At 74.7% G+C, this 19,200-nt stretch carries 20 protein-coding genes; 13 read left to right on the top strand and 7 right to left on the bottom strand.

Annotated features, from left to right (window positions below):
* Positions 1-52: 52 nt before the first annotated feature.
* Entirely contained in the window at positions 53-1,078 is a 1,026-nt protein-coding gene (locus AS188_RS02095; RefSeq protein WP_058857451.1) for a zinc-dependent alcohol dehydrogenase family protein, read from the bottom strand.
* A gap of 179 nt (positions 1,079-1,257) precedes the next feature.
* Here AS188_RS02095 and AS188_RS02090 point away from each other — a divergent pair, with 179 nt between their 5' ends.
* From AS188_RS02090 to AS188_RS02080, 3 genes are all read left to right on the top strand, one after another.
* Positions 1,258-1,872 (top strand): helix-turn-helix domain-containing protein, encoded by a 615-nt coding sequence (locus AS188_RS02090; protein ID WP_058857450.1) that lies wholly within the window; start codon positions 1,258-1,260, stop codon positions 1,870-1,872.
* Between the two features lie 56 nt (positions 1,873-1,928).
* Positions 1,929-2,495, top strand: a complete 567-nt coding sequence (yczE, locus tag AS188_RS02085; protein WP_236945028.1) for a membrane protein YczE — start codon at positions 1,929-1,931, stop codon at positions 2,493-2,495.
* 128 nt (positions 2,496-2,623) lie between these two features.
* A complete protein-coding gene (locus AS188_RS02080) occupies positions 2,624-3,163 on the top strand; it encodes a hypothetical protein (RefSeq protein WP_058857448.1) in 540 nt (179 codons plus the stop codon).
* On the opposite strand, the gene AS188_RS02075 is transcribed toward AS188_RS02080, so the two are convergent.
* Positions 3,141-3,797, bottom strand: coding sequence for a Pr6Pr family membrane protein (locus AS188_RS02075; RefSeq protein WP_058857447.1), 657 nt, complete (start codon positions 3,795-3,797; stop codon positions 3,141-3,143). The two genes, AS188_RS02080 and AS188_RS02075, sit on opposite strands and share 23 nt — an antisense overlap.
* A 185-nt stretch (positions 3,798-3,982) precedes the next feature.
* Between AS188_RS02075 and AS188_RS02070 the strand changes: the two genes are divergently transcribed.
* Positions 3,983-4,525, top strand: coding sequence for a hypothetical protein (locus AS188_RS02070; protein ID WP_058857446.1), 543 nt, complete (start codon positions 3,983-3,985; stop codon positions 4,523-4,525).
* 4 nt (positions 4,526-4,529) lie between these two features.
* Here AS188_RS02070 and AS188_RS02065 read toward each other — a convergent pair whose 3' ends face one another.
* Together AS188_RS02065 and AS188_RS02060 are read right to left on the bottom strand one after the other, a co-directional pair.
* Positions 4,530-5,282: an ion transporter gene (locus tag AS188_RS02065; RefSeq protein ID WP_211268310.1), complete on the bottom strand. Its 753-nt coding sequence runs from the start codon at positions 5,280-5,282 to the stop codon at positions 4,530-4,532.
* 79 nt (positions 5,283-5,361) lie between these two features.
* Positions 5,362-6,609 carry a cation:proton antiporter gene (locus AS188_RS02060; protein ID WP_058857445.1) on the bottom strand — a complete coding sequence of 416 codons (1,248 nt, stop codon included), beginning with the start codon at positions 6,607-6,609 and terminating at the stop codon, positions 5,362-5,364.
* Between the two features lie 190 nt (positions 6,610-6,799).
* Between AS188_RS02060 and AS188_RS02055 the strand changes: the two genes are divergently transcribed.
* The 5 genes from AS188_RS02055 to ygiD all read left to right on the top strand — a co-directional run bounded on the left by AS188_RS02055 (position 6,800) and on the right by ygiD (position 11,423).
* The gene (locus AS188_RS02055) at positions 6,800-7,672 is read left to right on the top strand and encodes a potassium channel family protein (protein ID WP_058857444.1); all 873 of its coding nucleotides are present in this window, start codon (positions 6,800-6,802) and stop codon (positions 7,670-7,672) included.
* 19 nt (positions 7,673-7,691) lie between these two features.
* Complete coding sequence (locus AS188_RS02050; RefSeq protein ID WP_058857443.1) at positions 7,692-8,075, top strand: esterase-like activity of phytase family protein; 384 nt, start codon at positions 7,692-7,694, stop codon at positions 8,073-8,075.
* On the top strand, positions 8,051-8,878 hold the full coding sequence (locus AS188_RS02045; RefSeq protein ID WP_058857442.1) for a PTS sugar transporter subunit IIA: 828 nt from the start codon (positions 8,051-8,053) through the stop codon (positions 8,876-8,878). The genes AS188_RS02050 and AS188_RS02045 overlap by 25 nt, the downstream gene beginning before the upstream one ends.
* A 13-nt stretch (positions 8,879-8,891) precedes the next feature.
* Positions 8,892-10,436, top strand: coding sequence for a PTS ascorbate transporter subunit IIC (locus AS188_RS02040; protein ID WP_058857441.1), 1,545 nt, complete (start codon positions 8,892-8,894; stop codon positions 10,434-10,436).
* A 108-nt stretch (positions 10,437-10,544) separates the two neighbouring features.
* The gene (gene ygiD, locus AS188_RS02035; protein ID WP_211268309.1) at positions 10,545-11,423 is read left to right on the top strand and encodes a 4,5-DOPA-extradiol-dioxygenase; all 879 of its coding nucleotides are present in this window, start codon (positions 10,545-10,547) and stop codon (positions 11,421-11,423) included.
* A 16-nt stretch (positions 11,424-11,439) separates the two neighbouring features.
* On the opposite strand, the gene AS188_RS02030 is transcribed toward ygiD, so the two are convergent.
* Positions 11,440-12,540 (bottom strand): alanine racemase, encoded by a 1,101-nt coding sequence (locus AS188_RS02030; RefSeq protein WP_058857440.1) that lies wholly within the window; start codon positions 12,538-12,540, stop codon positions 11,440-11,442.
* A gap of 64 nt (positions 12,541-12,604) precedes the next feature.
* Between AS188_RS02030 and AS188_RS17615 the strand changes: the two genes are divergently transcribed.
* Together AS188_RS17615 and treS are read left to right on the top strand one after the other, a co-directional pair.
* Complete coding sequence (locus tag AS188_RS17615; protein ID WP_257721093.1) at positions 12,605-12,727, top strand: hypothetical protein; 123 nt, start codon at positions 12,605-12,607, stop codon at positions 12,725-12,727.
* A 131-nt stretch (positions 12,728-12,858) separates the two neighbouring features.
* A complete protein-coding gene (gene treS, locus AS188_RS02025) occupies positions 12,859-15,213 on the top strand; it encodes a maltose alpha-D-glucosyltransferase (RefSeq protein WP_083529163.1) in 2,355 nt (784 codons plus the stop codon).
* 112 nt (positions 15,214-15,325) lie between these two features.
* Here treS and AS188_RS02020 read toward each other — a convergent pair whose 3' ends face one another.
* Positions 15,326-15,943 (bottom strand): LysE family translocator, encoded by a 618-nt coding sequence (locus AS188_RS02020; RefSeq protein WP_058857439.1) that lies wholly within the window; start codon positions 15,941-15,943, stop codon positions 15,326-15,328.
* 132 nt (positions 15,944-16,075) lie between these two features.
* On the opposite strand from AS188_RS02020, the gene AS188_RS02015 reads away from it, so the two are divergent.
* Both AS188_RS02015 and ppgK read left to right on the top strand, forming a co-directional pair.
* Complete coding sequence (locus tag AS188_RS02015; protein WP_058857438.1) at positions 16,076-16,528, top strand: Lrp/AsnC family transcriptional regulator; 453 nt, start codon at positions 16,076-16,078, stop codon at positions 16,526-16,528.
* Between the two features lie 354 nt (positions 16,529-16,882).
* Positions 16,883-17,719, top strand: coding sequence for a polyphosphate--glucose phosphotransferase (gene ppgK, locus AS188_RS02010; protein WP_083529161.1), 837 nt, complete (start codon positions 16,883-16,885; stop codon positions 17,717-17,719).
* Here the strand turns inward: ppgK and AS188_RS02005 are convergent.
* Positions 17,692-19,065, bottom strand: a complete 1,374-nt coding sequence (locus AS188_RS02005) for an MFS transporter (protein WP_058857437.1) — start codon at positions 19,063-19,065, stop codon at positions 17,692-17,694. The two genes, ppgK and AS188_RS02005, sit on opposite strands and share 28 nt — an antisense overlap.
* Between the last annotated feature and the right edge of the window lie 135 nt (positions 19,066-19,200).

Genomic DNA, 19,200 nt, shown 5'->3' with positions numbered 1-19,200 from the left:
GGACGGCCGCGGGACGCCGGCCTGCGCCAGGGATGGCGGTGCCCGGTCGAGCTCAGTCGGTGGTGAGCAGGACCTTGATCGCCCGGCGCTCGTCCATGGCCCGGTAGGCCTCGGCGGCCTGCTCGAGGGGCAGGGTGAGGTCGAAGACCCTGCCCGGGTCGATCTCCCGCTCCCAGATCAACCGGATCAGCTCGGGCAGGAACCGGCGCACCGGCGCGGGACCGCCGTGCAGGTGCACGCCGGAGAAGAACAGCTCCTGGCCGGGCAGCGAGACGTCGTGGGAGACCCCGACGTAGCCGACGTGGCCGCCGGGGCGGGTCGACCGGATGGCCTGCAGCATCGACTCCTGGGTGCCGACGGCCTCGATGACCGAGTGGGCCCCCAGCCCACCGGTGAGTTCCTTGATCCTTGCCACGCCCTCGTCGCCGCGCTCCGCCACGACGTCGGTGGCGCCGAACTCCCGGGCCAGGGCCTGCCGGTCGGCGTGGCGGGAGAACACGATGATCCGCTCCGCGCCCAGCTGCTTCGCGGCGAGCACGCCGAGCAGCCCGACGGCGCCGTCGCCGACGACGGCCACGGTCTTCCCGGGGCCCACCTCGGCGGCCACGGCGCCGAACCAGCCGGTGCCCAGCACGTCCGAGGCCGCCAGCAACGAGGGGATCAGCTCCGGGCCGGGCTGTCCGGGGGTGGCCACGAGCGTGCCGTCGGCCAGCGGGACGCGCACGTACTGCGACTGGGCACCGGTGGCCGCCCCGGGCTGCCGGCGCACGCAGTGGGTCTGGTAGCCGGCCCGGCAGATCTCGCAGGTGTTGTCCGAGGCGAAGAAGGAACCGACGACGAAGTCGCCGACCGCCACGCCGTGCACCGCGCCGCCGACCTCCTCGACGGTGCCGACGTACTCGTGGCCCATCGGGGCCGGTCCGTCGACGTCCTCGAGGCCGCGGTAGGGCCACAGGTCGGAGCCGCACACGCAGGCGGCGGCGACCTTCAGGATCGCGTCGGTGGGCTCGACGATCGCCGGGACCTCGCGGTCCTCGACGCGGACGTCGCCGGGGGCGTACAGCAGGACTCCACGCATGACGAGTGCTCCTCGCGGGTATGGGGTCCGTCCCGGGGGTCGGGGCGGTGGGGTCCGGAGCGCGGCGGGGCGCACCCGATGCGGTGCCCAGTCAACCCTGCGCCCCGGCAGCGCGGGAACCCCTGACGTGCGGTCGGCGGGTGCTCCCGTTCGTGCTGCCGGAGCATAGACTCTTGCCCATGACGCAGGAGATCGAGCTGGACACCGTCATCCGCCGGCGCATCCGCGGGCTGCGGCTGGCCCGGGGCTGGTCCCTCGACGCGCTCGCGGCCCGCTGCTGGCTCAGTCCCTCGACGCTGAGCCGGATCGAGACCGGCCACCGCCGGATCGCCCTGGACCAGCTCGTGCCCATCGCCCGGGCCCTGGGCACCACGCTCGACGAGCTCGTGGAGTCCCCCGCGGACGAGGACGTGGTGATCCGGCCCGAGCCCGAGCACGCCCGCGGGGTGACCACCTGGCTGCTGTCCCCGGAGCGGGACCTGCACGGGATGACCGTGGCGAAGATGCGCTTCACCGAGGAGCACCCCTCCGGCCGCGACCGGCTCGCGGTGCACCCGGGCCGGGAGTGGTTCACCGTGCTCTCGGGCACCGCCCGGCTGCACCTGGGGGAGCGGACCCTGCTCGTCGAGGCCGGCCACGCCGCCCAGTTCTCGACCATGGTCCCGCACTCGATCGGCGCCCACGGCGGTCCGGTCGAGATCCTCACGATCTTCGACCGCGACGGCGAGCGCGCGCACCTGCACGCCGGCGACCCCGGGGAGGCGCCCGGACCGGGAAACGGGCCGCGCCCGTGAGGGCCGGCCGCCGCGCGGGAGCGGCGACGCCCTCGCGCAGGATGCCCCGGCGGCTGGTGCAGCTGCTCGCCGGGCTGGTGCTCTACGGGTTCTCCATGGGCCTGCTCGTGCGCGCGCAGCTCGGCGTGATCCCCTGGGACGTCCTGCACCAGGGCCTGGCCGGGCGGCTCGGGCTGAGCATGGGCACGGTCGTGATCGGGCTCAGCCTCCTGCTGCTCCTGCTGTGGATCCCGCTGCGCGAACGGCCCGGGATCGGCACCCTCGCCAACGCCGTCGTCGTCGGGCTGGCGCTCGACGCGACCCTCGCCCTGCTCCCGCCGGTCGAGGCGATGCCGCTGCGGGTGGTGGCCGTGCTCGGCGGGGTGGCGCTCAACGCCGTGGCGACCGCCGCGTACATCGGGGTGCACCTCGGGCCCGGCCCGCGCGACGGGCTGATGACCGGCCTGGTGCGGCGCACCGGGGGCTCCGTGCGCGTGGTGCGCACCTCCATCGAGGCGGTCGTGGTGCTCGCCGGCTGGCTGCTCGGCGGCACCGTGGGGCTGGGCACGGTCCTCTACGCCCTGGCCATCGGGCCGCTGGTCCAGCCGCTGATGCCGCGGCTGAGCGTGCGGCTCGACCGGTGACGGGGCCGCGGTCCGCTGCGGTTCCCCGCGCCGGGGGACGACGGCGTAGCCTGGAGCGTCCGGAGGCGACCGCCTCCGCGCCCCCCGCCGTCGCCCCCGCGACGGCCCCACCGCAAGGAGACCTGCCCGTGGAGCCCGAGCCGCTGGAACCCCTGATGCGCTACTTCGCCGTGGACGGCGCCTCCGACCTCGAGGGGCTGGCCCAGCGGATCCCGGGCTCGGGGTTCCTGTGCTTCTATCCCAACGACGAGGAGTACGAGGGCTTCCTCGACGGCACCGGGCGGATCTGGCTCAAGGGCGACGACGCCACCCCGGCCAAGGAGCTGCTGTCGGTGCTCGAGCCGCCGTTCCGGGTGGCCTACCCCGTGGCCCCGGCCGTGGGCGCGGGGGAGGAGTCGGTCGTCTCGGCCGGGGTGCTGCACACCCCCGAGGAGCTGGCCGCCTACCGCGAGCGCTTCGCCGACGTCGAGGGCGAGCTGGACATGGACCACCAGGCCCACGCCGTGGACGGGGCCGGCCAGCACTGGACCCTGATGCTGGGCACCAGCCCGGGCGAGGTGCTCGCGATGTGCTTCGGCCGCGACGAGACCGGCCAGCCCTACTCCGCGCAGACGAGCTTCGACGCCGAGGAGCTGCCCCTGCCGATCACGGTCGTCGAGCTCGACTGAGCAGGCCCCGCCCCGGGGCCGGGGCGGGCAGGCGGGTGGCCGCGGTGACGCCCACGGCCACCACGACGATCAGGGCCGAGACCCCCAGCGCGTAGACGCCCACGGCGGTGTAGCCGCCGACCCGGTCCGGGTCGAGGAAGAAGTAGGGGTACCAGCCCACCAGGCGCCCGCGGGCCAGGGTGTAGAGCGACCACAGCACCGGGTAGACCATGGCCGCCCACGCGGTGGACAGGCGCAGCCGGTGCCGGCCCGGCCCCACCAGGAAGTCCAGCAGCGCGTAGACGGGCAGCACGAAGTGCAGCACCTGCGAGGACCGGGGCACGAGGAAGAGGTGGCCGAACAGCTCCGCGTTCAGCAGCATCACGGTGAACACGATCCCGGAGACGACCACGTAGGTGGTGGCCAGCGCCCGCAGCCCGGTCAGCCACGGGGGCTCGCCGCCGCGCAGGGCGTGGTGGACCAGGGCGAGCACCAGGGCCAGCACGAGAAGGACCGTGCTGTGGATCGTGAAGTAGCTGAAGAGGTTCGTGCCCAGGCACGTGCCGGTCACCACGGCGCAGCGGGAGCGGGCGACCAGGGCGGCGACCGCCACGGTCAGGGCCGCGACGCGCAGCAGCGGCACGGCGACGCGCACGGGTCCTCCTCCCGTCCGGGCGGCACGGGCCCGCCCCGACCCGCCCAGGATAGGGGCCCGTCCCCGGGGACCGAAGCCCTCCGGGCCCGGAGGGCGTCCCGGCGGGCGCGGGGGTGTTCCCCGGCGGGCGGCGGCGCCTAGGCTGACAGCACCCGCAGCCCGTCCCGCCGGTGAGGACCCCGACCATGCACCCGTTCCCGACGCCGACACCGCGGCGCGCCCCGGCCCGCACCGGGCGGTGGGCCGTGCCGGTCGCGGCCGTCCTGCTGCTGGCCGGCTGCGCCGACCCGGGGCCGGGCGGGTCCGGGCGGACCGGGGCCGCGCCGGGCCCGTCGTCGTCGGCGCCCGTCCCCACGGCCACGGCCCCGGCCGACGGGCGCTGGGGCAGCTACGGGGGCCGGGCGGAGGCCTGCGCCGCCGTGGCCGACCACGTGCTCACGCTCTCGGTGCTGCCCTCGAGCCTGTCCGTCACCGGGCGGGTCGAGGACGTGCAGCAGGTCGAGGACCAGGTGGCGGACCTGGTCGAGGCCGCCCCCGAGGAGCTCGTCGCGGACCTGGCCCGCATCCAGCTGACGGTCGACTCCTACGGCGAGGACCTGGCCGCCGGGCAGTCCGCCACCGCCGCCCCCGACGGCCCGCGGGCCCGGTTCGACCGGCGGGCGCTCGAGGACTCCCTGGGCTCGCTCCGCCGGTGGCTCGCGGACGCGTGCGCCGACGACGGCGGATAGCGCGTCAGCGTCCGTCGCCGCGCTCGCCGGCCGGGCCGTCGCCGGGTGACCCGGGCGCTCGCGGGTCCGGGCGCGCGGCGGGGTCCTGGTCGCGCAGGAAGTAGGCGCCCAGGGAGCCGGCCAGGGTCGCGAAGACCGCCACGGAGTAGACCGCCAGGACCACCTGGAGCACCTTCGAGAAGGGGTCGTCGGTGGTGATGCCGCTGCCGGTCACGGTGGCCAGGGCCGCCTCGTGCAGGGCGGTCCCGTAGTCGGTGTGCGCCTCGAAGGCGTAGAGCAGCTGGCTCGCGGCCAGCACGACCACGGCCGTCACGGCCGAGAGCCACCCGATGCGGCTGGACAGCAGCCGCCCGGCCGAGCGGGACCCGCGCACGCTCGCCGAGACGATGCCCCCGGCGCGGGCCAGGCGGCTCAGCCGGGCGAGGCGGACCAGGCGCAGGGCCTGCAGGGCGCGCACGAAGCGCAGGAACGGCAGCAGCAGGAACAGCACCTGCCACCAGTTGTGCCGCCAGAAGGAGGTCTGGAACCCGGCGAGATAGGCCCGCAGCCCGAACTCGGCGACGAAGATCCCCCAGAACACCCACCCGAGCACCGTCAGGGCGCGGCTCCAGCCCGGGTCGGTGACCAGCAGCTGGCCCAGGACCACGAAGAGGAACAGGATCCCGAGGAACCCCATGGGGCGGTCCAGGCGGGCCGCCAGCGCCTCGGCGGCCCGCAGCTGCTCGGCCGGCTCCTCCGGCGGCGCCGCGTGGCTCACAGGTTCTCGCGCCCGCACACGTCCCGGAGCGCGGAGCCGTCGCCGTAACGGCCGCCGGCGCGGCGAGAAGGACGGCGGGTCATGCGGCGGCCTCCTGCTTCTGCTTGTGCTCCGGTTCCCGCTTCTGCAGCCAGGCGCTGAGCGGAGCGGTGGAGAGCCCGTGGACCAGCACGGACCCGGTGATCGCCAGGGTGGTCCAGGTGAAGATCTCGTGGTGGCCGGTGTGCCGCTCGGCCAGGGTGGCGTAGAACAGCGCCGAGACGCCGATGGGCCCGAACCAGCTCAGGAACGCCGTCTCGGGGCGGTCGTGCACGCCCCGCAGCAGCGGGCGCAGCACCCACAGGGCGACCAGCCGGCGCAGCAGCACCGCGGCGAGCACGACCACGGGGGCCGTCCAGCCCAGCCGCGCCCACTCGTCGAGGGGCAGGGACAGGCCGATGAGCACGAAGACCGGCAGCAGGAAGAAGCGGTTGACCGCGTCGTCGACCTTGTCCTCCTGCTCCTCGTCGCGCTGGGGGATGACCTGGCCGAAGACGGCGGCGGCCACGAACACGGCCAGCACGGCGTCGGTGCCCAGCAGCTTGCCGGCGCCCAGCACGAACAGCCCCAGTGGCACGAGGAAGCCCAGGTAGGAGCTCTCCTCCATGAGCCCCCGGTCCTTCACGGCCACGAACAGCCTCCCCAGCAGGTACCCGGCCACGGCCCCGAACACCGCCGCGCCCAGGACCTCCCACAGCAGCACCGTGGTGAGCAGCTCCGACCACGCCCGGTCCGGGGCCGTCAGCAGCAGCACCGGGAGCATCACGAAGAGGTAGCCCAGCCCGTCGTTGAGGCCGCTCTCGGCCGAGAGGTTGTGGCGGACCCGCTCCGGGATCCGCTGCTCCGCCAGGGACCCGGTCACCACGGGGGTGGTCACCACCGGGTCGGTGGGCGTGATGATCGCGCCCAGCAGCAGCGCCAGCACGAACGGCACCCCCAGCAGCCCCCACAGGACCCCGGTGGCCACGGCCAGCATCAGGACCATGCCCGCGCCGATGATCACGGCGATCCATCGGGCGTCGGCCCGCCAGTACCCGTGGGGCAGGCGCAGCGCCACCCCGGCCAGGCCCATCCCCAGGGTGATCCGCGCGGCCTGCTCCAGCAGCGTGCCGGTGGGCACGCCGAAGTCCTCGATCCGCAGCAGCCCGGTGGCGTAGGGGCCGATCAGCACCCCGAAGGCCAGGGCGAGCACCGGTCCCGGCAGGCTCAGCCGCTGCAGCAGGGCCGAGAACGCCGAGAGCGCCAGGATCAGCCCGGCGAACAGCGCCAGCACGAGGTTGATGTCCACGGTGTCTCTCCCGTCCTGCGTCCCGTCGGAGTCCTCGGGGCCGCGGTCCCGCCCGTGCGGTGCGCCGCGACCGATCCCACAGTAGCCTTATCAACGATGGGCGGGGCAACCGTGCCCCGCCGGTGCGCTCCGCGGGAGCCCCGCGCGGTTCCCCGGGCGGGACCCGGCGCCGAAGACGGAGGAGAATCCCGTGCAGATCGTGCTGACGCTCCTGGGGGTGGCGGTCGTCGTGCTGGGGCTGCGCGACATGTACCACAGCCTCCTGCACCCCAGCGGCAACGGCTCCCTCAGCCACACGGTCATGACAGGGGTGTGGAAGCTGTCGCGGGCCACGGGGCACCGCTTCGGCTCGGCCGTCGGCCCGGCCGCCATGGGCTCCGCCGTGCTGCTGTGGGTGGCGTTGCAGGCCCTGGGCTGGGCCCTGGTCTACCTCCCGCACGTCCCCGGCGGCTTCACGTACTCCCCGGGCGTGGACCCCGCCCGGTACGGCGACTTCGCCGAGGCCCTCTACGTCTCCCTCGTGACCCTGGCGACCCTGGGCTTCGGCGACGTGGTCGCCACGGACGCGTGGGTGCGCCTGGCCGCCCCGCTGGAGGCCCTGACCGGGTTCGCGCTGCTCACCGCGGCCCTGACGTGGTTCACCCAGATCTACCCGCCCCTGTCCCGGCGCCGCTCCCTGGCCCTCGAGCTCAAGGGCCTGGCGGACACCGGCTGGGCGGACCGGCTGCCGCGGCTGGACCCCGTGGCGGCAGCCGGCGTCCTGCACCCCTTGGCCACGCAGATCGGGCGGGCCCGCATCGACTTCACCCAGCACAGCGAGACCTACTTCTTCCAGGAGCAGGACCCGGACCTCTCCCTCGCCGCCCAGCTGCCCGCCGCGCTCGCCCTGCGCGACGCCGCGGCGGACAGCCCCGCACCGGAGGTGGCCGCCGCGGCCGAGGTCCTCGACCGGTCGCTGGACCAGCTGGGGGCGAAGCTGGGGGAGTTCGTGGGCGGCGGAGAGGACCCCGAGGCCGTCTTCGCCGCCTACGCCCGCGACCACGGCCGCGCGTTCCGCCGCTGAGCCCGGCGGGCGGACCCGGTTGCTGGGGACGACGACCCGCTCCGACCCCGAGGGCCACATCGGCTGGGAGATCCGGTGCGACGGCGGCTGCGCGGCCGCCGGGGACCTGCCCGCCGGCTACGCCTGCCCCGCGCCGGACCGGGTGCTCACCGGCTGGGACTTCGACCTCGAGTCGATGCAGGTCGCGAAGGACGGGACCCTGTGGTTCGGCGACGAGTTCGGCCCATACCTGCTGCACACCGACGCGCAGGGGCGGCTGCTCGAGGCGCCGGTCAAGCTGCCCGGGATCACCTCGCCCTCCGACCCGGACCCGCAGGCCCCGGCGGCGAAGCTCACCGACCCCGGGACAACTCGGTGTGACCGGCGTAACATGAGGACATGTCCGACCTCGACCGGCTGCTGACCAGGGACTCCATCCACCTCGACGCGGCCGCCGCCGACTGGCGGGCCGCGATCACCGCGGCGGGGGAGCTGCTCGAGCGGGAGGGCGCGGTCACCGGCGCCTACACGCGGGCGATGATCGACAGCGTCGAGGAGAAGGGCCCCTACATCGTGGTGGCGCCGGGCTTCGCCTTCGCCCACGCCCGCCCCTCCGAGGCCGTCCACCGCACGGCGATGTCCTGGGTCCGCCTGGCCGAGCCGGTCGAGTTCGGCCACGACGCCAACGACCCCGTGACCCTCGTCGTCGCCCTCGCCGCGAAGGACCCGAAGGAGCACCTGCGCGCGATGCGCCGGCTGGCCACGGTGCTGGGCTCCCCGGAGCGCCGGGCCGCCCTCGACCGCGCGGCCACGCCCGACGAGGTGCTCGCCGTGCTCACGGAGGGCGCCCCGTCGTCGTCCCCGGCCGGCGAGCACCCCGCGGGGGCCGCGGCGCCGGACGCGGGGGCGGAGCGGGCGACGACGGCGGGCGCCGCGGCCAGCCGCAACAAGATCCTCACCGTGTGCGGCAACGGCCTCGGCACGAGCCTGTTCCTGAAGAACACCCTCGAGCAGGTCCTGGACCGCTGGGGCTGGTCCCCGTTCCTGACGGTCGAGGCGACCGACACCATCTCGGCCCGCGGCAAGGCCAAGGAGGCCGACTGCATCCTCACCTCCGGGGAGATCGCCCGCACCCTCGGGGACGTGGGCGTGCCCGTGCGGGTCGTGGAGAACTTCACCAGCACCGCCGAGCTCGACGCCGCCCTGCGCGAGCTCTACGACGTCTAGGAGCAGGATCGCCGTGAACTGGCTCGTCAGCATCCCCGAGTTCCTGGTCAGCGAGATCCTCGCCGTCCCGGCGTTCCTCATCGGCATCATCACCGCCGTCGGCCTCGCCGCCCTGCGCAAGGGGGTCGGGCAGATCGTGGGCGGGGCGATCAAGGCGACGCTGGGCTTTCTGCTCATCGGCGCCGGCGCCACGCTCGTGGTCGCCTCCCTCGAGCCGCTGGGCGCGATGATCCTGGGCGCCACCGGCGCCCAGGGCGTGATCCCCACCAACGAGGCCATCGCCGGGATCGCCCAGGCCGAGTACGGGGCGCAGGTCGCGTGGCTGATGATCCTCGGCTTCGCCGTCAGCCTCCTGCTGGCCCGCTTCACCCCGCTGCGCTACGTGTTCCTCACCGGCCACCACGTGCTGTTCATGGCGACGATGCTGACCATCATCCTCGCCACCGCCGGCTACGACGCCTGGGTGACCGTGCTGCTGGGCGCGCTGCTGCTGGGCATCCTCATGGTCTCCCTGCCGGCCCTGGCCCACCCGTGGACCCGCCGGATCACCGGCGACGACAGCGTGGCGATCGGCCACTTCGGCACCGCCGGCTACGTCGCCGCCGGCGCGGTCGGGCAGCTGGTGGGGAAGAGAAGCCGTTCCACCGAGGAGACCCACCTGCCGGAGGGCCTGCGCTTCCTGCGCGACTCCATGGTCGCCACCGCGCTGTCGATGGCGCTGATGTACGTGGTCCTCGCCGTGCTCTTCCTCGTGCGTGCAGGGGAGGAGGAGGCCTTCACCGCGTTCGCCGACGGGGCGACCGGGGTGGGCAACTACATCATGATGTCCATCACCCAGGGCCTGCAGTTCGGCGTGGCCGTGGCCGTGATCCTCTTCGGCGTGCGCACCATCCTCGGCGAGCTCGTCCCGGCCTTCCAGGGCATCGCCGCGAAGGTCGTCCCCGGGGCGATCCCGGCCCTCGACGCCCCCATCGTCTTCCCCTACGCCCAGAACGCGGTGCTGCTGGGCTTCGTCTCCAGCTTCGTGGGCGGGCTCGTGGGACTGTTCGTGCTCTCCGCGTGGCTGAACCCCGCCCTGGGGCTCGCCCTGATCCTGCCCGGGCTCGTCCCGCACTTCTTCACGGGCGGCGCGGCCGGGGTCTACGGCAACGCGACCGGCGGCCGCCGCGGCGCGCTCGCCGGCGGCTTCGTCAACGGCCTGCTCATCACCTTCCTGCCGGCCTTCCTGCTCTCGGTGCTGGGGACCTTCGGCTCCGAGAACACGACCTTCGGCGACGCCGACTTCGGCTGGTTCGGCGTCGCCGTCGGCTCCGCCGCCCGGATCGGCGCCGTGGGCGGGATCGTGGTCATGGCGCTCATCGGCCTGGCCGTCCTGGGGCTGGCGGTGCTGGTCCAGCGCAAGGTCGTCGACGCCCGCTGGGACCCCTCCCCGGGCCGGCCCTGGCCCGGGGGCGCCGGCGAGGACGAGCCGGCCGCGGCCACCGCCGGCTCGGCGCGCGCCCACCCGCGGATCGCGCCCCCGAAGGGCGCGCCCGCCCCGCCGCCGCCCCCGGCCTGAGCTCCCGGCCGGAGTCCCGGTCTTGTCCCGCGGTGGTCCCCGGGGGACGATGACGACGACGGAGAACCGCCACGACCGGGCCCCGGCGCCCGGGGCCGAGGAGACGCCATGAGCCCGGAGACCCCCGCCCCGACCACCACGATGCCCGCGGCGTTCTTCGGCCACGGCAGCCCCATGAACGCCCTCGAGGTCAACCGCTACACCAGCGCGTGGCGGGCCTTCGGGGCGGCGGTGCCGCGGCCGCGGGCGATCCTCGTGGTCAGCGCCCACTGGTACATCAACGCCACCGCGGTCACCGCGATGCCGGACCCGCGCACCATCCACGACTTCTACGGCTTCCCGCAGGAGCTCTTCGACGTGCAGTACCCGGCGCCCGGCCTGCCCGGGCTCGTCGAGGAGATCAGCGACACCGTCCACCCCACCTGGGTCGGGGCCGACGTCGACAGCTGGGGGATCGACCACGGCACGTGGTCCGTGCTCACCCACGCCTTCCCCGACGCCTCGATCCCCGTGGTGCAGATGAGCATCAACGCCGACAAGCCGCTGGACTACCACCTCGACCTCGGCGCCCGGCTCGCCCCGCTGCGGGAGCGGGGCGTGCTCATCGTGACCAGCGGCAACATCGTGCACAACCTCGGCGGGATGGACTGGGCGCTCACCGACGACGGCTACGACTGGGCGCGGCGGTTCAACGAGGACGCCAAGGAGCGGATGCTCACCGACCCCACCGAGCTCACGACCCTCGACGCCCACCGCGACTGGGGCCACGCCGTGCCGACCCCCGACCACTTCATCCCGTCCCTGTACCTGGCCGGGCTCGCCGGCGCGGCCGGGGGAGCGGACACCTCGGTGCTGGTCGACGGCTACTCCTACGGGTCGCTGTCGATGACCGCCTACACCCTGGGCCTGGAGTGCCCGCAGGGCGGCGACGGCGCGGGCTCCCCGCGCCCGCCGGCGGACCTGCCCCCGGACGGCTCCAACATCTGAGCGGCCCCGGCGGGGTTCAGGAGTTGCGGCCGCGGGCGGCCACGGTCCACCGCTCCAGCAGGTCGCCGCCGCGGACCACGGCGACGTCGTCGACGAGGTTCATCGTCAGGCACACGTGGTTGGGCACCACCCGCAGCCGCCGCCCGAGCGCGGGCAGCTCCTGGTCCGCGGGCCACAGCACGGTCGCGTGGTGCTCGGAGAGCGCGCTGATCCGGGCTTCCGGGTGGTCGAGCAGGCGGCCGTGGCCGGTGGCCCACGCGGGGCGGTCGCTGCCGAGGACCTTGCTCCCGGCGTCGAGGACCACCCGCCGCGGGATCCCGCCGCCGCCCTCGTGGCGGCTGACCACGGTCGCGGCCACGGTCAGGGCGATCTCCTCCGGGGCGCACCGGCCCAGCTCGAGCTGCTGGGCGTCGCCCAGGACGTAGACCCCGGGGCGCACCTCGGTCGCGGTCCCGGCCTCGGTCAGCAGCGCGGAGGGCGTGGACCCGCCGCTGCGCACGCGCGCCTCGATCCCGGCCTCCTCGAGGGCCGCGGCGGCGCGGGCGAGCGCCTCCTGCTCCTGCGCGGCGGCCTCGGCGGGCATGCCGGGGGCGTAGCTGTGGCCGGGGAAGGTGAAGACCCCTTCCACCCGCAGTCCCGCCCGCACCGCAGCGCGGGCGACGTCCCCGGCGGCCTCGGGGCGCACGCCGCTGCGGTGGTGGCCGCTGTCGACCTCCACGAGCACCGCGATCCGCCCGGCCGCGTCACCGAGGTGCGCGCCCATCGTGGTCGCGGCCTCGGCCGAGTCCGTGCCCACGGCGACCCGGGCGTCCCGCGCGAGCCGCCGCAGGCGCTGGGCCTGCCGCGGGCCCACCCACAGCGGATAGGCGATGAACAGGTCCTCGGCCCCGTGGGCGGCGAAGACCTCGGCCTCCCCGATCGTGGCCACCGTCAGCCCCGCCGCGCCGGCCGCCAGCTGCAGCGCCGCGATCTCGGGCACCTTGTGCGTCTTGGCGTGCGGGCGCAGCGCCAGCCCCTTCCCGCGCACGGCCGCGGCCGTCCGCTCGACGTTGCGCTCGAGCACGTCCTTCTCGATCAGGACGTCCGGGGTGTCGATCTGCTCGGGGATGCGGTCCACGGGACTCCTCGTGCGGTGCGGGCGGGTGCGTCCATCGTAGGGCCGGGCTCCTTATGCTGGTCCGGTGACGATCCTCGACGCCGTGCTCGCCTTCGCCGTGGTCGACCGGGTCACCGGGTCCGGCGCGGGTGGCCTTCGGCGGGAAGCTGCTGCTGGACGCGCCGTCCCGCTGAAGGTCCGGCCGTAGCACGCCCGGGTTCTTGATCAGTAGGCTGGTGAAGGCTGGTGGGGCCCGGACGTTCCGGTCCAGGTGCCCGTTCCCCAGCCGGACCTTCTGGGCCCCCCCGGCTCAGCGACCTCGATGGAGGAGCCCGCACCATGTCCCGTTCGGATCCCTCGCAGCCCGCCGACGCCGATCCGGCCGCGCCCGCCCCCGGCGCGGACTCCCGTCCGGCGTCCCGTTCCCCGGAGGTCCCGGAGGCCCGGGAACGCCCGGTCGCCGAGGACGCCGCGGGCGCCCTGCCGGAGGAGGAGCTCCCGGAGGCCCCGCCCGCGGAGGTCACCTACGACGAGGCGTTCTACCCGGCGCGTCCGCGGGCCCTGCGGCCCCGGGCGCGGCGGAACCAGCAGTACGCGGACCTGAAGCCGCCCTTCGAGCCCGACGGGCGCAACAGGGCCTACGTGGAGTGGCTGCGCAACCAGTCGATGCTCGGGGACGCGCGGATCCTCGCCCGACAGCTGTCGGGCCAGGCGGGGATGTGGCAGAACCCGTACGCCCACCCCAGCCCCCGGCGCGCGGTGGAGGCGGCCTCGGTGTGGTTCACCGCCTACCCGCTGGGGCTGATGACCGCGCCGGGGCAGTCGTTCCTGGCCGCGATGGGCGATCCGGGGCTCTGGGAGACCTTCGAGCGGATCGGCATCGACGCCGTGCACACCGGGCCCGTCAAGCGGGCCGGGGGGCTGAAGGACTGGGAGTACACGCCCAGCGTGGACGGGCACTTCGACCGGATCAGCATGGCCATCGACCCCGTGTTCGGCACCGAGGAGGAGTTCCGCGCCATGTGCGCGGTGGCCAAGGAGCACGGGGGCACGATCATCGACGACATCGTGCCCGGGCACACCGGCAAGGGCGCGGACTTCCGGCTGGCGGAGATGAACTACCGCGACTACCCGGGGCTCTACCACATGATCGACATCCCCGAGTCCGACTGGCACCTGCTGCCGGAGGTGCCCGCGGGGGAGGACTCGGTCAACCTCGACCGCGACGCCGAGCGGGCGCTGCAGGAGGCCGGGTACATCATCGGCGAGCTGCAGCGGGTGATCTTCTACGAGCCCGGGGTCAAGGAGACCAACTGGAGCGTGACCCGCCCGGTCGTGGACACCACCGGGCAGGTGCGCCGCTGGGTGTACCTGCACTACTTCAAGGCCGGGCAGCCCTCGCTGAACTGGCTGGACCCCACCTTCTCGGGGATGCGCATGGTCATCGGTGACGCCCTGCACTCCCTGGTCGACCTGGGCACCGGCGCCCTGCGGCTGGACGCCAACGGCTTCCTCGGGGTGGAGAAGGGCGCGGAGGAGGCCGCCGGCTGGTCGGAGGGCCACCCGCTGTCCGAGGCCGCCAACCAGCTCATCGGCTCGATGGTGCGCAAGGTCGGCGGGTTCACCTTCCAGGAGCTCAACCTCAGCATCGACGACATCCACACCACCTCCCGGACCGGCCCGGACCTCTCCTACGACTTCATCACCCGCCCGGGATACCACCACGCGCTCGTCACCGGGGACACCGAGTTCCTGCGCCTGACCCTGCGCCAGGCGATGGAGATCGGGGTGGACCAGGCCGGGCTGGTCCACGCCATGCAGAACCACGACGAGCTGACCTACGAACTGGTCCACTTCACCACCCGGCACAAGGACGAGGTCTTCGAGCTCGGCGGCCAGGAGCTCACCGGGGCCGAGCTGGCCGAGCAGGTGCAGTCCACGCTGCGGGAGCGGATCACGGGGGAGGCCGCTCCCTACAACCTGGTGTTCACCACCAACGGGATCGCCTGCACCACCACCAGCGTGATCACCGCCGCCCTGGGCATCAGCGACCTGGGCGCCATCACCGAGGAGGACACCGCCCGGATCCGCGACGTCCACGTGCTGCTGGCGATGTACAACGCGCTGCAGCCGGGGGTCTTCGCCCTGTCGGGCTGGGACCTGCGCGGGGTCCTGCCGCTGCGCAGGGAGCAGGTCGCGCCGCTGATCGCCCAGGGCGACACCCGGTGGATCAACCGCGGCGCCCACGACCTCATGGGGACCGGCCCCGACGCGGAGGTCTCGGCCTCCGGCATGCCCCGGGCCAGGGCCCTCTACGAGGCGCTGCCCGACCAGATGGCCGACGAGAGCTCCTTCGCCCGCCGGCTGGCGCGCGTGCTGGCCGTCCGGGAGGAGCACGGGATCGCCACGGCCGCGCTGCTGGACGTGCCGGAGGTCTCCCAGCGGGGGCTGCTGGTGATGGTCCACCGGCTGGCGACGGGCCGGCTGCAGCTCACCGTCCTGAACTTCTCGGCCCAGGAGGTCAGCGGCAGCGTCCGGTCCGCCCACCTGGAGACCGGGGCGGGGATCACCGACGCCTTCACCGGGGAGGAGGTCGGCACCGTCGACGACCTGCACAGCTTCTTCCTCACCCTGCCGGCCCACCAGGGCACCGCTCTGCTGGTGGAGCCGGAGGTGCAGCTGGACGACGCCTGAGGAGCGGTCGACCTCCCGGGAGACCGCCGGCGCGCCACCGGGGCTGCCCGCTGTGCGGTGCGGTCGTGACCCGGTCCGGTCGGCCGGGCGCGGAACCGGTCCGCGGCGACGATCAGACCGGCAGCTGCTCGACGAGCAGGGCCACGCCGAGGGCGACCATCGCGAGACCGGACAGGCGGGTCACCGTGCGGGCCGCGGCCGGGCGCGCACCGAGCACCCGGCGGGCTCCGGTGCCCACCGCGGTGTAGACGACCGCGCAGCTCGCGGTGTGCACGAGCCCCAGCAGCGCGATCTGGGCCGCGAACGGCCAGGGCGCACCCGGGTCGGTGAACTGCGGCAGCAGCGCCAGGAACAGCAGCAGCGCCTTGGGGTTGAGCCCGCTCACGCCCGCCCCCTTCACGGCCTGGCGCAGCCACGACCCCGTGCTCGCGGTCCCGGCCGCCGCCGGCGCGGACGGGCGGGTCAGGGCCACGACGCCCAGCCACACGAGGTAGCCCGCCCCCACGGTCATGAGCACGGTCAGGACCAGCGGTGAGCCCGCGACCAAGGCGGCCACGCCGGCGACGACCACGGCGGTCAGCCCCACGTAGCCCGCGACCAGCCCGCCGACCGCCGGCAGCACCGTGCGCTCCCGCAGCCCGGCGGTGATCGCGTAGGCCCAGTCCGCACCCGGCACCAGCACCAGCAGGAAGGACACCGCCCAGAAGGCGGCCACCGTGCTCAGCTCCATGCCCGACCTCGCTCTGCCCGCAGGTGGATTCCCCGGACCCGGCGGGTCCTCGACAGAGACTAGGCGCCACGGGGCCGAAAGTGCTTCCAGATTTCCCTCGGAAACCGGGGCGTTCGGGGAAGAATCAGCTCCATGGACCACGTCGACCGCACGATTCTTGCCGAGCTCCAGCAGGACGGGCGGCTGAGCCTGACCGAGCTGGCCTCGCGGGTGGGGCTCAGCGTCTCGCCGTGCCACCGCCGGCTGCGCGCGCTGGAGGCCTCCGGGGCCATCACCGGCTACCGGGCCCAGCTCGACGCCCGGGCCCTCGGGCTGGCCTTCGAGGCCCTGGTCTTCGTCACCATGCGCCAGGAGGACCGCGGCACGGTCGCGGCCTTCGAGTCGGCCATCGCCGAGATCCCGAACGTGGTGCAGGCCCAGCGGCTGTTCGGCGACCCGGACTTCCTGCTGCGGGTGGTCACCGCCGACCTGCCCGCTTTCCAGGTGCTCTACGACGACCGCCTGGCGACCCTGCCCGGGGTGCAGCGGCTGAGCTCCACGCTGGTGATGAAGAGCGTCGTGGAGGACCGGCCCCTGCCGCTGTGACCGGTCCGGGACTTTCCCTGTCCCGGGTGACAGGGACACGGATCGGTGCTTAGAATCTGAGGAACGCCGGGCCGCCGCCCGGCGAGGAGAATCAGGCTCCCGCCCTCCCCGGGGACGGTCGAGCGGGTTCCCGACCACACCGCCCCTCGAGTGTGGGGAAGCGGCCCGGCGCCCCGCCCGCGCCGGGCCGCTTCGTGGGCCCGTCCCGCCCGGGGCGGGCCGCCCGCGCCCGGGGGTGCCCCTCCGCACCGGCGCCGGCCCGCGGCGACGTCCGTCGTCGGGGTCCGGCGGTAAAGTCGACGAGATGCCGTCCTGCCGTGGGCGCGCAGCTCTCCCTCGAACCAGGACCGCCTCATGACCTGCACCTCCTCGCCCGGCGTGGCGATCCCCGCACCCCCTGCCGCCCCGGAGGGGCGCCGGTCCGCGCCGCTGTGCGCGGGCCTGGACATCGGCGGCACGGCGATCAAGTACGCCCTGGTGGACCCGCTGCGCGGGACCACGACCGGGCCGGTGCGCCGCGTGCCCACCCCCTCCCCGGCCACCCCCGCGGCCGTGGTGGCCGCCCTGCAGGGCGTGCTCACCGAGCTCGAGGCGGAGGCGGAGGAACCGCTCGCCGCGGTGGGCGTGGGCGTGCCGGGGATCGTCGACGACGGGATCGTGCGCTCGGCCGTCCACCTCGACGACTCCTGGCTGGGCGTCGACGCCCGCCGGCTGCTCACGGAGGGGCTCGACCGGAGCGTCGCCGTGCTCAACGACGCCGACGCCGCCGGTCTCGCCGAGGCCGGATTCGGCGCGGCCCGCGGCGAGCCGGGCACCGTCCTGATGATCACCCTGGGCACCGGCATCGGCTCCGCCCTGTTCCTCGACGGCACCCTGGTGCCCAACACCGAGCTCGGCCACGTGTGGCTGGACGGGCGCGACGTCGACGGCTGGGCGGGGGCCTCCGCGCGGATCGCCGAGGGCCTCGACTGGCCCACCTACATCGACCGCGTGCAGCGCTACCTCACCCACCTGGAGATGCTGATCTCCCCGGACCTGATCGTCCTCGGCGGCGGGATCAGCGAGCGGCAGGAGGAGTTCGTCCCGCACCTGCGCCTGCGCGCCCGGGTGGTGCCGGCGCAGCTGCGCAACGCCGCCGGGATCGTGGGGACCGCCCTGCAGGCCTACCGGGCGAGCGTGGCCGCGGCCTGACCGTCCGCCGCGGCCGGTCCGCCCGCCGCCGGGGTGCGCGGCGTGCGCGGGATCAGTGCCACGGCGCCGGCGGCCACGAGGGCCACGGCGGCGAAGACCCCGAAGTTCCACTGGAACGGCAGCTGGGCCGAGCCGATCCAGCCGCCGATCAGCGGCCCCGAGATCGCCCCCACGCGGGCGAAGGACAGCGCCCAGCCCGTGGCGGTGGTCCGCGAGTGCGCGGGGTAGTACTCGGCGACCCAGCCGGTGAGCACGAGCGAGGTCGAGATCGAGCCGACCCCGGCCAGCGCCACGAAGACGTAGTTGACCACGAGGCTGTTGGGGAACATCAGCAGCAGGATCCCGGCCCCGCCGAGCAGGTAGAACACCACGAGGACCAGCTTCTTGCCCCACGCGTCGGCCGCCCGCCCGAGGACCACGCCGCCGATCGCCGAGGCCAGGCTGAAGACCACGAGGAACATCAGGGCCGGGCCCAGCTCGTAGCCGGCGGCGCGCATGATCGCCGGCAGCCACGTGTTCAGCCCGTAGACCAGGACCATCCCGCAGAACAGGGAGATCCAGAAGAAGACGGTCGGGCGCAGCCAGCCGCGGGCGAACATCGCCGCCAGGGACTGCCTCCAGCCCACCGGGCGGGCGGCCGCGCCGGCCGCCGGGGCCGGGGTCCAGTCGGCGGGCACGAACGGGTCCACGCCCAGCCGCCCGGCCGTGCGGGCGGCGTCCTCGTGGCGCCCCTTGGCCACGAGGTGCTCGAGGGACTCCGGGACCAGGAGGGCCAGCACGGGCAGCAGCAGGACGGGCAGGGCGCCGGCGCCCACGACCCAGCGCCAGCCCAGCTCCGGGAGCAGGGCCAGGGCCACGAGGGCCGCGACGAGGATGCCCAGCGAGTAGCCGGAGTACATCACCCCGTAGTTGAAGGAGCGCCGCCGCGGCGGGGAGTACTCGATGGTCAGCGCGGCCGCGACCGGGATGATCCCGCCCATCCCGAGCCCGCCGAGCAGGCGGAAGAGCCCGAACAGCTCCGGGGTGGGCGCCAGGGCCGCGCCCAGCTGCATCGTGGTGAACAGCGCCACCGAGACGAGCATCATCCGGCGGCGGCCGACCCGGTCGGAGAGCGTGCCGATGACCATCGCCCCGACGAGCATGCCGACCAGGGCGTAGGAGCCGAGCCCGCCGAGCTCGAGCGGGGTCAGGTCCCACGCCCGGTACTCGGCGAGGGCGGGCAGGACGGCGCCGAGCACGCCGACGTCGTAGCCCTCGGCGAGGATCGCGAGCCAGCACGCCAGCAGCACGCGGTTCGTCGTCGTCCGGGGCACGGGCCACGCGGGGGTGGCGGGGGAGGCGGTCATGCGCGGGAATCCTTCGGGTCAGGGCGCCGACGACGACGGGCGCCGCGGCGGGACCCCTCGATTCTAGGGATCCCCGCCGCCGGGGGAAGGGGCCGCCGGGAACAGTGCGGGCCCGCCGCCGCTTGTGCCGGGTGG

The sequence above is a fragment of the Kocuria flava genome, assembly GCF_001482365.1.
In the GTDB taxonomy this organism is placed as follows: domain Bacteria; phylum Actinomycetota; class Actinomycetes; order Actinomycetales; family Micrococcaceae; genus Kocuria; species Kocuria flava.
The sequence above is the reverse complement of the archived record's forward strand: the minus strand, read 5'-3'. Positions and strand labels throughout refer to the sequence as shown.

What these genes read in the sequence shown, in the direction of transcription:
- AS188_RS02095 (WP_058857451.1), bottom strand. Translation starts at nt 1,078, where the DNA reads ATGCGTGGAGTCCTGCTGTACGCCCCCGGCGACGTCCGCGTCGAGGAC.
- AS188_RS02090 (WP_058857450.1), top strand. Translation starts at nt 1,258, where the DNA reads ATGACGCAGGAGATCGAGCTGGACACCGTCATCCGCCGGCGCATCCGC.
- AS188_RS02070 (WP_058857446.1), top strand. Translation starts at nt 3,983, where the DNA reads ATGCACCCGTTCCCGACGCCGACACCGCGGCGCGCCCCGGCCCGCACC.
- AS188_RS02045 (WP_058857442.1), top strand. Translation starts at nt 8,051, where the DNA reads ATGTCCGACCTCGACCGGCTGCTGACCAGGGACTCCATCCACCTCGAC.
- ygiD (WP_211268309.1), top strand. Translation starts at nt 10,545, where the DNA reads ATGAGCCCGGAGACCCCCGCCCCGACCACCACGATGCCCGCGGCGTTC.
- treS (WP_083529163.1), top strand. Translation starts at nt 12,859, where the DNA reads ATGTCCCGTTCGGATCCCTCGCAGCCCGCCGACGCCGATCCGGCCGCG.
- AS188_RS02020 (WP_058857439.1), bottom strand. Translation starts at nt 15,943, where the DNA reads ATGGAGCTGAGCACGGTGGCCGCCTTCTGGGCGGTGTCCTTCCTGCTG.
- AS188_RS02015 (WP_058857438.1), top strand. Translation starts at nt 16,076, where the DNA reads ATGGACCACGTCGACCGCACGATTCTTGCCGAGCTCCAGCAGGACGGG.
- ppgK (WP_083529161.1), top strand. Translation starts at nt 16,883, where the DNA reads ATGACCTGCACCTCCTCGCCCGGCGTGGCGATCCCCGCACCCCCTGCC.
- AS188_RS02005 (WP_058857437.1), bottom strand. Translation starts at nt 19,065, where the DNA reads ATGACCGCCTCCCCCGCCACCCCCGCGTGGCCCGTGCCCCGGACGACG.